7 protein-coding genes are annotated in these 12,925 nt (G+C 43.1%); all 7 read right to left on the bottom strand.

The window, feature by feature from the left end; translation table 11 throughout:
* Positions 1–160: 160 nt before the first annotated feature.
* The 7 genes from KIK04_RS14175 to KIK04_RS14145 all read right to left on the bottom strand — a co-directional run bounded on the left by KIK04_RS14175 (position 161) and on the right by KIK04_RS14145 (position 12,924).
* Entirely contained in the window at positions 161–1,387 is a 1,227-nt protein-coding gene (locus KIK04_RS14175; protein ID WP_232274301.1) for a polysaccharide deacetylase family protein, read from the bottom strand.
* A 201-nt stretch (positions 1,388–1,588) separates the two neighbouring features.
* Positions 1,589–2,809: a sensor histidine kinase gene (locus KIK04_RS14170; RefSeq protein ID WP_232278737.1), complete on the bottom strand. Its 1,221-nt coding sequence runs from the start codon at positions 2,807–2,809 to the stop codon at positions 1,589–1,591.
* Between the two features lie 21 nt (positions 2,810–2,830).
* Positions 2,831–3,526 carry a response regulator transcription factor gene (locus KIK04_RS14165; RefSeq protein WP_232274300.1) on the bottom strand — a complete coding sequence of 232 codons (696 nt, stop codon included), beginning with the start codon at positions 3,524–3,526 and terminating at the stop codon, positions 2,831–2,833.
* 332 nt (positions 3,527–3,858) lie between these two features.
* On the bottom strand, positions 3,859–4,176 hold the full coding sequence (locus KIK04_RS14160; protein ID WP_232274299.1) for a BLB8/JUQZ-1 family protein: 318 nt from the start codon (positions 4,174–4,176) through the stop codon (positions 3,859–3,861).
* Between the two features lie 220 nt (positions 4,177–4,396).
* Positions 4,397–5,272 (bottom strand): radical SAM/SPASM domain-containing protein, encoded by an 876-nt coding sequence (locus tag KIK04_RS14155; RefSeq protein ID WP_232274298.1) that lies wholly within the window; start codon positions 5,270–5,272, stop codon positions 4,397–4,399.
* A 230-nt stretch (positions 5,273–5,502) separates the two neighbouring features.
* On the bottom strand, positions 5,503–6,297 hold the full coding sequence (locus KIK04_RS14150; protein WP_232274297.1) for a FlxA-like family protein: 795 nt from the start codon (positions 6,295–6,297) through the stop codon (positions 5,503–5,505).
* 924 nt (positions 6,298–7,221) lie between these two features.
* On the bottom strand, positions 7,222–12,924 hold the full coding sequence (locus KIK04_RS14145) for an RHS repeat domain-containing protein (protein WP_232274296.1): 5,703 nt from the start codon (positions 12,922–12,924) through the stop codon (positions 7,222–7,224).
* Between the last annotated feature and the right edge of the window lies 1 nt (position 12,925).

Raw genomic sequence — 12,925 nt, 5'->3', positions numbered from 1 at the left:
CATGATGTGCAATAGCGGGCTAGAAATAGCCGTCGCCACGACGAGGATCATCATTGTCCGAACGTGCTTTTTCACAAACTTTTGACAAGCTTCGTACAGACTTTCCACAAACTTTTTAAGTCTTCGATTTGTATGTACATACGCGTGTACAATCGAACGCTTACTTACGGGCTGTCGTTATTTTCAGCTTCTTACTGGCATTGTTCCATTGCAGTTGCAGCCCAGACATCGCGCTCAGCTCACGCAACGGGAGCCATAGCTCCTCATTTTTCACAATCGGTTGCTGCTTCATAAAGTAAGCTCGCTTGCCCGCAATCTTAACATAAACATCCTTTCCGGCAAGCTTTACAATGCCGCCAGATTCCCCTTTGAGCAAGCTGATGAGCTGCTTGGGAGATTGCTTTTGATTGCCTGCGTCGAATCGAAAAGCGACTTTGTCTTTCGGACCGTTCATTCCCGGCGTTACCGTAAATGATAGCTCCATCCCGAGGGATTTAACCGTCTCTATGACGTGGTCGTTATATGCCCCAAACGGAAAAGCGATAATTCCTTGTGTATTGTTCAGTTCTTCTTTCAATCTTCGCTCAGCCGTCGATAAATCTTTCCATATACGCGCTTTATACTCTTCTTTTGTCTCTCTTCTATCTAAATCTTTAACAAATAAGGGGTGAGTTAACATTGGCCTTGTTGCCCCGCCTGACGTGACAGGACGATACAAATGAGATTCATAAGTGTGATTATAAAAGCTCATACCTGCTGCTTTCATTTCTCGCATTTGATCCCACGTTAATTTAGGAATGCCCGTCTGATTATCAATCGCGGATACAATAATGAAATTCGTAGCTGTGTAGCCATATATGCGCAAAATCGGGAAGGCGTGTGTGTAGAAGCTCTCGTAACCGTCGTCAAATGTTAGCAAGACGGCATTATCTGGGATTGGACTCCCCTTCGTCATGTAGTTTACGTACTCATCCATCGTGAGTACATTAAAGCCTTCTTCTTTAAACAACTTCATATGCTGTTCAAAGTCATGAACCGATAAAATATGATCATGTTCCGGCTTATCTGCCAGATGATGATACATTAAAATCGCCACTTGATCCGAATAGTAGGACGGAGATGGGGCTGGCGATGAGGATAAAATTGAAGCTGGTACTGACGCTGCCTCAGCGGTTTCCAACTTTACCCCTAATACTGTAGTGGCAAATGATGATGACACCATAAGCTGCCCATCCTTTGCCATTTCTACACCAGCTGTATCAGCAATTTTTGCTCCATTTAGCTCAACCGATACCCCACTGCTCTCCATACAGCCAGCAAACAACAAGAAAACAAGCAAGCCTGCGAACATTGTAGCTATGGCTCGCCGAAACCGATATTTCATCATTCCATTTTCCTCCACATCATCTAATTACACAAAAGTATAGACGGAAAATATTAACGATTTCTTGCAGTAAATCTTAACGATTGCTTATCATTCCATAATGATATAACTCCGTTTGTTAAGAAAAATGTAGAACTTGCCATATGGGCTCAGTGAGCTAGTGGGCTAATCAACTCAGATCGAGTCAGAGCGAATGGGATCGAATCAGCACGACACAGGGAATCTCGTCTCAAATGTCGTCTGCCGATGGTCACTATGCACAGATATCGTTCCACCATGCACCTCGATAATGCTCTTAGCAATCGCGAGCCCAAGCCCCGTCCCGCCCGTCTCCTTGGAACGGGACTGCTCCGCCCGATAGAAGCGATCAAAAATGTATGGCAAATCTCGATCTGAAATCGGATCGCCGTAGTTCGTCATTTTTACAAATACCACCCTATCTTTCTGACCGATGACAAGATCTATATATTTGCCTTTACGACCGTATCGAATCGCATTGGACATCAGATTTTCATAGGCACGAACGAGTCTATCTCCGTCTACTAGCACCTTAACCGCTTCATTCGGTGCATCGATCCGACAGACGATATCTTCATTTTCCATATAAGGTACAAACTCCTCTACGAGCTGCCGCAAAAAATCGGTCATATCCAATTCAACTAGCTTCAGGGGAAGACCGTTATTCATTCGTGTATATTCGAATAAATCGTCGATAAGCTTTTTTAAACTGGTCGCTTTGGAGTAGGCAATATTAACGTAATAGCGTAGCTCTACTTCATCTTGATAGCGATCCTTTTCAATTAATTCAAGAAATCCGAGAATAGACGTTAATGGCGTACGCAAATCGTGTGATACCCCTGTGATCAGATCGTTCTTCGTCTTTTCAGCGTTGCGTTCCTCTTGAATCGAACGGCTTAACTGTGCACTCATATGATTAATGCTGTCGGCAACCATACCTAAATCATTAGCCAGTTTAACAGGAATCTTATGCTCAAAGCGCCCTTTCGCGATTTCATGCAAGCCGTACGTAATTTCCGCCAAATACCGATTCAGCTCCGCTGCCATCTCATTAGCCTGAACAGCAATCATACCTAGCTCGTCTGATGAATGAACCGGAATCGTATAATCGAACTGTCCTTGCTTTATCTCATGCAACCCGAGCATAATTTCCTCTAAGTAGCCAATAATCTTCCTACTTAGCAAATAATAAATAACTAGAAACAGTATGATACCTACAACAATAGCTGTTGGCTCCGAACCAATGTTGTTAATGACCCAAATAAGAGGTATGTTAATCGGGTCGAACGCAAGTAAATACCTGCCCAATAAAAAGCTGAGTAAAATAAACAACGCCGTACCCGCCACACTCACAACGAAAACGAACAGAAACTTCCATCTAATCGTATGAATGAACTTGTTTTTCACTCGCTTCACATCTCCAGTCTCCTAAGCTTCCATCTTGTAGCCGATTCCCCATACCGTCTTAATGTATCTCGGATTTTGACTATCTTTTTCTATTTTTTCACGAATTTTCCGAATATGGACCATCACCGTATTTTTGGATTCCATAAAAGGTTCGTTCCATACTTCCTGATAAATCTTTTCCATGCTGAGTACGATACCGCAATTCACAGCTAGCAGCTTGAGCACAGCAAATTCACGCGGCGTCAGCTTCACCGAAACGTCATCGACGGTTACCGAGTGAGTAGCGATATTAATGACGAGTCCATCAATCTGAATTTCCGTATCGTCTTGTGGGGATGCCGTATTGAACTGCTTATATCTGCGCAACTGGGATTTGACTCGCGCCATCAATTCCAACGGATTAAACGGCTTCGTGACATAATCGTCTGCCCCGATGCTTAAGCCCGTTATTTTGTCCATATCTTGGCTTTTTGCTGACAACATAATAATTGGCGTGTTGCTTTGCTCGCGTATTTTCATACACGCTTCAATGCCATCCATTTGGGGCATCATCACATCTAATATAATGAGATCGACGACGTTGCTATTGAGCAATTGCAGCGCCTCTAAACCGTTGGTAGCTTTGAGTAGCCGATAGCCCTCATTTTTTAGATAGATTTCAATAAGCTGGACAATCTCTTTTTCATCGTCTACTAACAAAACGGTTTCTCTGGACATGAAAATCAACTCCTTTTGGCAAGTTCATGCTGTCTCATGTAGTAAAAAAACACCTGCACAGTAGGCAGGTGTCTTGGATCGTATAAAGGGACACAACCGTTACTTTAGAAAGGACAAATGGATGTATATTGTAAAATATACCACATGAGTTTGGTGAATCGAAGGATAATACTGGGATTACCAACTGCGTTTAGTTGATATTATTTTGTTCAGCCCTATTTTCTGCTCATTTCCGCATAAATAAAAAACGCAACCCTTCAACTTGCAGGAAGGTTTGCGTTTTTTATTTATGCAACATCGCTTACAACTAAAAGAGGAGCGCTATTATCGAATTAGTTATACGCAGTTAAATAATAACGCGCAATACATTTTCCTTTTTTATACACTTTCAAATCAGCGTTGCCTGGTTCTTTAGCTTTTACATTATGACCTGAAAGAGTTATGTTTTGATCACTCCATAAATTGTATGAATCCCCTTTAACAGGTATAGGCCAATTTTTCCCGACTTTCAAGTTGTCAAAATCGCCATCAGGACATGCACTATTGATTTCGGAGTTCTCCGTAACGCTTGTTGCATTTGCAGCAAATGCAGAACCTGCTACTGAAAACACAAGAGCCATGCTTAACAAACCGACAGTTACTTTTTTCATTTTGCTTACCTCCATTTTTTGTATTCCGCTCCCCTATTCGTAGTCTATGATATTCGATACAACTGAAATAGTAGACACCTATTACTTTTTATAGTAATTCTATGACTTTATACATAAAAAATAATAGTTAGGTACAAACGCGAAAATGTTCAACGAGGCAAAAAAAAAAAGGATATGAGTACCAAAAATCTTGATACCACATATACCTTGATTATTACAGTTATGCTCCAAATCTTTGTCTGTACCCGCATTTTCTGCACAGTTCTTCAACCGCTTCCCGACGTGAAAATCCGTAGAACAAGTTGTTCGCTCGTTCGCCCTCGACAATTTCGGAGAAAGACGTTTCGTGTACATTACCCAAATTAATGACGCCCTCACCATCGAGACAGCACGGCACAACCGTCCCATCTACCAGTACGGCAGCTTGACTGCGCAGCGCATGACAGAAGCCTTTTCCGTCATCTTCTGGAGCTCGCAGACTAGGCCACTGGAATTCATGATCTTGGTTCAAGTAGACACGGTCAGCAATTTTCACACCGCTACCTGGTACGACTTTTTCTTCAATTTTAAAATCAAGGTTAAATTCCTGCTCCAATACTTCTAGCGTTTCGCGGTTTCGCTGCCGCTCGACATTCGTCATATTGTCTTGTGTCAAGTTCCACAGTCGGAACGAAAAAATAACGTTATGCTCAGCTGCGTCACGGACAAAATCAAGAATTTCGCGTAAATACTTTTCACGGTTCTCGGACCCGATATGTCCGTCAAAGCTATGCAGGGAGAAGTTCATTTGACGCAAGGCAGGCTTGCCGAGCAGCTTATGCCTGTTTTTTGTAATAAGTGTCCCATTCGTCGTAATGTTCACTTTAAAGCCCTTAGCATGACTCGCATCCAACAGCTCGTCGATCTTAGGGTGAAGCAAAGGCTCCCCTTTAACGTGCAAATAAATATGATTCGTATGTGGTTTGATCTGGTCCAAAATGTTGTTGAATGTATCTAACTTAATGAAGTTTTTCGTGCGCTCTGTTGGCGGGCAGAAGGTGCACGCCAAATTACAAACACTCGTAATTTCAATGTATACCTTTTTAAATGTTTTCAAGACTTGTCCTCATTCCTTATCTAGCTGTATTCCACCTGTAAAAAAGGAATAGGCCGCCCTCGAACAAGGTATGCGACCTATTTGTATATAAGGCAGTAGTGCGCTCGATTCATGGTGCGTTGCTTATATTATAGAGCGGCTGGGTAGCACTTGCAATTTATTGCGCACGATTACTAGCGATTAAGCTCGAGACATACTCGGATACAGGGTGCTACATACGATTCAGACGGTTACACACGTACATCAATATGGACTCGGCCTGCCTCTTGCTGTTGTGCAGGCTTGTCTGAAGGATTGCCTTCGGCAGTGCTGTTATCTACCTTATCAGCTTTATCACCCTTCGCTTCTTTAGTTTCCTTCGTTCCCGTAGCTTCCTTGTTCTCGGTAACTTCAGATATCGCTTTCATTTCTTCTTTCATTTTGCCATCAAGTTTGGCAATTCTTCCTTCAATACCGATCGCTTGCTCCAGCTTCTTCTTATTCACCGTCAGCTCTGCGTTTTGCCTCATTTCATTCCTGCCAAAAGCGGACTCTGTAAGTCCCTCATCGCCAAGATGCTTCCTATTCATCTTGACCTCTCTGTTTAAATCTTTAACTTCCACGTCTAACTTATTACGTACGTTACTTAGTTTGCCTAGGCGGTCGTATATCGTATTAGCTTCGATAAGCCGATTCATCGTAGCTGTCGCTGCAACATCCATCGTTCCATTTGAGGAGTTGTTAGTGGTGTTTGAATTGGGGTTAGAACGATTTGAAGAAGCATCATTTTTTAGCTTCTCATTTTTCTCTGTCATTTTTTGCGCAATTTGCGATTCGATTAATTGCAAATCTGTTGTAAGTGATTTTACTCGTTCCTCTTTAACTTTCACATTAAGTTCTTCATTCGTTTTGATTTCAGCTATTTTTTCCGTAATGTTGCTCTTTTGCTTCATTAAAGCCTGAATTTCCCGATCCGCTGCCGTTGTACGACCTGCTGTGAACGAAGGCGAAGCTGCACGGCTTGACGCTTTTGAAATATAAGTCATTTGAACACCTCCATTTAGGTAAATTTAGGTAAACCTCACACCCCTTATATCGGATCTATAATTGAAAAATTTAACATCTAAAATCAAAAAATCGGATCTTGCTTAATGTCAGCCATGTTCACGAGCGCAAGTAAGGCATGATGTAGGTCAGGATAATGGTAAATTCCAGCACAAAAAATAGTCGATGCAAAAATTGGCCGAATTGAATTAGCTTAGATCAGCTATCTACATATATTAAAAAGGCCTCCGAATACAACCTTATTTACGCCGATTCCGAACGGATCGAGGTTTATAACACGTGTAATGATGATAATACAGCAATACAGCTGCTTGATTATGTATATGGAAGCATTATTTATGAAAGGAGGTGACACGTTGTGAAGCATCGCAAATGGCTCATTCAAATTAGAGGAAGTAGAACCCAAAAAGAAGTCGCAGAAGATAAAAAGGGCGAGACCATGCTTACCACCAATAAACACAGTCTCATTGCAAAATAGACCAACCCAATCTTAGAATGATTTGCGTTTAACATAATACTTTCCGCTTGTACGCACCGACCACCACGACTACATTTGCTTGGCAACCCCTTTTTATATCCATGATAATTCCTGATAAAGATGTGCCGGATAGGACGGAGAGTTGAGATAATTGCATCTAGAAACGGGCTTGTGCTTACGTGCACGGGCCTGTTTTTGTTCCAATGAAGAAGGAGCGTATACGATGAACCATGACTCTGATCTGATTCTATACTTGAGTAAGGATTGCTATGTTGATTTTAAAGGAAGGGCCTCAAAAGGCCTGTAAAGACCTTAAGAGATCCCCCTCTTTTCTGTGTTCTAAAACTACAAGATGCTTTTAAATAACACTCCAAGCTCAAAATATAGACGCTGTAAATCGACATCATACAAACTTTATTACTTAAGCCTACTTAAATAAAAGGGGTTGGATATATTCCCTCCAAATCTGTTTATTACTATGCATTATAGAGTGATTCGATATTCCTAACCCATCTTTAATCCTCTTTCTTCGCTCTGGTGGTAATATTACTTCGACGTTTTGGGCTCCTTTAAATGTACGTTTTGCTTTCATCGACTTGTTTACACTGCCTCCGTTCCTTTGGACTAAGTCGTAATTATTATATACATGAATATGCTGCCCTACCTTAGTTTCAAGCTTATACTCCCTTACTGGTGTTGCTATCGTAATGAGGGTTTCTACAGACATGTCACGTTCAGCAAGTTTGTTGGCTATCATTATCGCTACATTCCCACCATGACTATGGCCGATTAATCTAATTGGCTCAGTTGGATTATCAATATGCCAATCATATATTTGATTCGTCAAATCTTCTGCTGCTTCTTCACGAGCTCCAGTAGTATTACCACCACTCCAAACCACAGCTTCTGATGACTCCTCAAAAAGCTCTTCTACATAATCAATAAAATCAGGCTTCCATGTTTTTTCTGGATGCTTATCGCCATTAAGATTTGTTCCATGAATAAGCCATACTTTATGTCCACTCGGGTCTGCATATATCAAGGGATTATTATGCGCATACGTATATAGATTTAGGCTCAGCGGATTCGTCAATTCCCCTTTATACGTATCCTCGTTGATAAAGCGGCCCTTACTCGGGTCGTAGTACCGCGCGCGCAGATATACCAGCTTCGTTTCCTGATCGTATATTTCCCCCGTGTACATAAACGGATTATCAAACGAACCCGTCTGCGATAATACATTGCCCCAAATATCATAGTCATACGTATTCAGGTCGTTGCCCGCCATATCCTTGATCGCGACAACATCGCCATGACCGTTATAGTAATAGTACCCGTCTTGGCCGGAAGGATGATTTTGTCTCCATAGCAGCTCGTTCCCCCAAATATTGCGAGCCTTCACGTTACCGCTGCTATCTAGCTCTTCTATTACTTTTCCGTTCAGATATACGTATCTGGTTAGGCTACCATTGACCGTCTTAGTTGCTCGCAAGCTATCGCCATAGTACGTGTAGGCAGTTGTATCTGTGCCCTTACTAAATGTCTTCAACTGGTTGAGTGCATTGTACGTGTATTTCTTCGTGCCCAACTCTGGTACAGCCATATGTGTATGTTCAAAGCTAACTCGATTGCCTCGTTCATCATAACTGTACTGCTTGGACACGGTAGAGTAGTCTTCTCGCTTAATGCGGTTAACTTGGTCATAGCTATAGTTAAACGTTTGGCCGCCTCTCGTGATTGCATTGACATTACCGAAACCGTCGTACATGTAAGTCTCTTTCCACTGGACAGGCGTGTTTCCGCTGATGTGACTAACATCTGTTAATTCTTTAAAAGCATTGCGATTGAATTGCTGCTTCAACAAATTCGGATAAATAATCGAATACGAGTTGTTGTTAGCGGCTACGTCGTATTGATACGTAACGGTGCCCATTTTGTCGTAGTTAACGGAAGTCATGCGATTAAGCACATCGTACGTGTACTGCGTTTCTTTGGAATCTGGGAAAATGACCTTCGTTACATTGTCGCTATTATCATAGGCGAACGAGTATTTTCGCCCAGCAACGGTTTGAACATCGTTGCGCTTCCATTTGTCATACGAATAGGCCAAGGTTTCGCCTTCACTGTTCTGGATGCCTGCAAGCATGCGCGTCACGGGATCGTATTGATACTGTGTCCAGTGCAATTCAGCACCCGCCTTGGAAACGGCAACTCGGTCTATCTCCTTATAAGGTGTATAGCTATGTGTTTTCGTCTGCCCTTGTTTGTCTGAATGCTTAATGAGTTCTCCCGTTGATGCATATTCGAAAGCTTCCTTTTGCCCTGTTGCATTCGTTTCGGTCAACAACCAACCGGCTTCATTGTACTTATTCTGGGCTTGCAGCTTGCCATTCATATATGTTGCAATCGGATGGCCAAACTGATTGTATACATACTTATATCGCTGGCCCTCGCTATCCATTAAGGAGACAAGATTCCCTGCTGCGTCATAACCGTACTTCGTAGTTTGCGAGACTGCACCTGATGTCGTCTTGGTTTGCGTGACTTTGCCGAACGAATTGTACAAATGCTCCGTCGTTCTTGTTTGGGCTGAACCTGGTACGGACTCCAGCACCTTTTGCACGCGACCATACGGATCGTAAAATGTTGTCGTTTGCTTATTGTCCGGTTCAACGACTAGTTTCGTTTCTTGCAAAGAAGCGGCAGGTCTATTCATTCCATAGGCTGCGTTCGCATAATACATCTTCGTCGTACGTCCAAGCGCATCCGTATTGGACAATATCTGTCCATTTTTTCCATACTCAAACGTAGTCTTCTTAGACAGATCTCCATTCGGATACGTTTCCTTAATGAGCTGCCCTGTGCTATTTAAATTGTTAATAACAACTGTGCGAGTCTCCGTTCCAACTTGGCGGTACTGCTTCTCGATAATGCCATACGGATTGTAGTAGGCTATTTCTTTCTCTTGATCCGGATGCGTGATCGTCACGATACGCTGGCTATCCTCATAGCTGTAGCTCGTTACACGCGGCTCGCCCCCGGCAGGTGTCCATTTCATCGAAATGGGACGATTTTTGTAATCGTACTCGTATTCGATCATGCTGGAATCGTGGTCAATCTGCTTGGTTAGTCGGTCGCGAGCGTCATACACATATTGAACACTGATGTCTGTCGGCTGCTGCCCTTCTGCCAAAGTCACTTTTTGTGTTTCTCGTGTAATGTGTTGTCCTAAAGTATCGTACTCCCAGATCGTTACGGTCGTAAGCCGGTTCAAGCCAAATTGGGTACCGCTGCTCACTTTTTTAGCTTGAATAGGCTGCTTCCACGCGTTGTATGCCACAAACTGCGTTTCCATATTGTCTGTGATATCCGCGCTTGTGCTTCGCGTCGTGATTTTATGTAACGTGCCATCTGGATTATAGCTATAACCAGTAAACAGTTTTTGCTTGCCATCTACTGAAGTTCGCTCTGTCTGACTCATTTGACGTTTAGGTCCAGTATACGTATTTACGGTTTGATTGCCTAACGGATCTTGCTCGGAAGCAATATTTCCGTACATATCATATTTAATATTTGTAATGACGGCGGATTTGGCTAGCGCATTCGGCTTCACATGCCATTTGCCCCACAAATAATCCTTTTCTTTCGCCGTTCGTGGATCATCCGCTGCCCCAGAATCGAAACGATAAATCGTCGTTGGCCTCGTATTATCTTTTGTGCCGTCATGCTCATATTTGTATGAGGTAACCGATAACGGTGCATAACGATAGCTGGACGTAGAGTCCGACGTATTCAACACATTGACTAGGCCTTGCCCACCATCCGATTGGTACGTAAGCGAGATTGGCCTTGGAATGAAAACGCCATCCTTAAAAAAGCCTCCAGCTTTATAACTGGACTTCTGCATGGACGTATAGTCGCCCATGTTCGTAGAGAAAGTGGTCTCCATCACATCGCCACTTCTAAACGCATTACTCGAAGCGAGTCGTCTCGTGCTTTCCTTCGCGTACATCCACGTTTCTCTAGCTTTGCCTTCTTGATGCGCATCTACGTTAAGGATGGTCTGCTTGAGCGTGTTGTCTGAATCGGTATACGTATACGAGACATTGACGACTTTGTGATAGCCGATGTACATCAAGTTAAACGTATCGAGATAATTGCGCGTCGTGCCACGCACCAGTTCACGCTGCGCATAATCGGCAGCCGCACTCCAAGTCGGATTGTACGTGGAGTAAGCAAATGTTGTCGTCAAGCCTGTATCCGAAGTGACTTGATTAACGAGCAAGTATGCCATCTCTCCGTACGTTTGCTTGTCTTTTTCCACGACAAGCGCGGACTCAGAACCGTTCGTGTCTGTAGTCGATTTATTTACGTCCAGAACAGGTGTCTTTAAATCTTTTTGCAGCTGGAACTGGTAATCATCTTCCATATTAAAATCTGCGATCCCTTTATCCTCTGCGGCATAGTACGTGTACCACTTTAACGTCTGATTGCCTATCATGTCCTTCACAGCATTTAACTGCACGTAAGGCGCTTGAATCGGTTTAGGTTCGTATTTGTGTAGCACTGGATCGTAGCTGCGTAAAGTCGTTTGCAGCATTTTATCCTCTGACACATATTCAATATGATTAATAACGACTCCGCTTTGATCCTTAGCTACAATGGACTGAACTCGTTTCATAGGCTTAGTCGTATCGTAATTGACTTCAATCGTGCGCTGCACGGTATCGGTAATGATGACTTTACTCGGATGTACCTCGTACGAAATTCGATCCCCAAGATGATTCGTAATGGATGAGATGACCCAGCGATGTCCTATAGGCTTAAATTCATACGTGATTTGTTCGTTGAGAGTAAGCAAATAAGTCTGATCAGCGCTTACGGTATATTTGGCATGTTTGTACGGTTGTTTAAATGGTTGATCCGTAATGTTGTCTCTAAATTCGTACGTAGAACCATCACCTACTTGGAAGGTGAGCCTCGGAAAAATCTTATCCTTCGGATCGGCGCTAGCATCTACGCGCACCCGATTGTAGAACTGTTTGCGATAAAACTTGGAGTCTTCATTTTTAATTCGGCCTGGTACGGTATATTCGTTGATTTGATCGTACTGCTGCTGAACTTGCAGCGTCGGCAAATTAAGCTCCCAGCCTGTTGCGATATAATTGTCGTCGGCTCCCGCCGCTTCCGGCTTGCTTCCCGTGCAATCCGTACCACCCTCATAGAACTCATCGTTATTGAAGCTATTGCACGTATCACCTAGGCTTGGCTCCACTACTTTAGCGTTCATGGAGTTGTATTTGCGAGAGAGAACGACGTCTAAGCCGTGTCTACCTGCAAGGTGTAGGTCTGCTTCTTGTAGATTGCTAGTTTGATAGATCGGATCGACAAGCTGACCCGTATTTTCTTTGTATGTGTAAGGTTTGATCTGTCCAACACCTATCGTTGAAGTCGGTTCAGGTGCAGTTAATGAACGTTTCGACCGCTTGTATGTGGTATCGGTAACACTAGGCAAGCTCGAAAAAATTGAATCGGTAGAAAAAGCTGAAAAGAAGTTCGGTGGTGCATCATAGGTTGCTTCAGTTACAGTTTCATAGCCTAGCTGCGCAACTTCAGGTGCATAAGAGGAAATCAGCTGCGCGTATTTCTGTGGCTGTTTGTGACGCAAATAGCTGATCTCCGCTAACGGTGTATAGCGACGGAGCGCGTCTAGCTGCTGCTTCGTTAGCTGCTCATATGCAGAGAATATGGTGTCTGAACTTGTATGAAGGGCTGCTTGTTGAACTTGTTTAGATAGTTGCTCCTGCTCAGCTAGGTATGTCAGCAGTTCAGGATAATAATAGACCGCTATAGCCCACATTTCTGGGGTAAAGTTCTGTTTCATTTCGGATATATCTTGTTTGGAAAATATACCGTAGTACTCTTTGTTCACAGTATGGTTGTACACGCTTGTGGTGACCGATTGACCGTATACTTGATCGGTAACAGACGCTTGTGCTTCTGACTCTTGTCCGAGCGTTGAAGCATATGGGTCAGCTGCGGAGTTGGTCTCGGATAAGGCGGTTAAGAGCGGTGTAGCTTGAACAAATAGTAATAAAAATATGAGAAGGTATGCTATTTTTTTGTTCATA

It is taken from the genome of Paenibacillus sp. 481 (assembly GCF_021223605.1).
Taxonomy (GTDB): Bacteria; Bacillota; Bacilli; order Paenibacillales; family Paenibacillaceae; genus Paenibacillus_B.
Note: the sequence above shows the minus strand (reverse complement) of the source record. Positions and strands in the feature narration are given on the sequence as shown.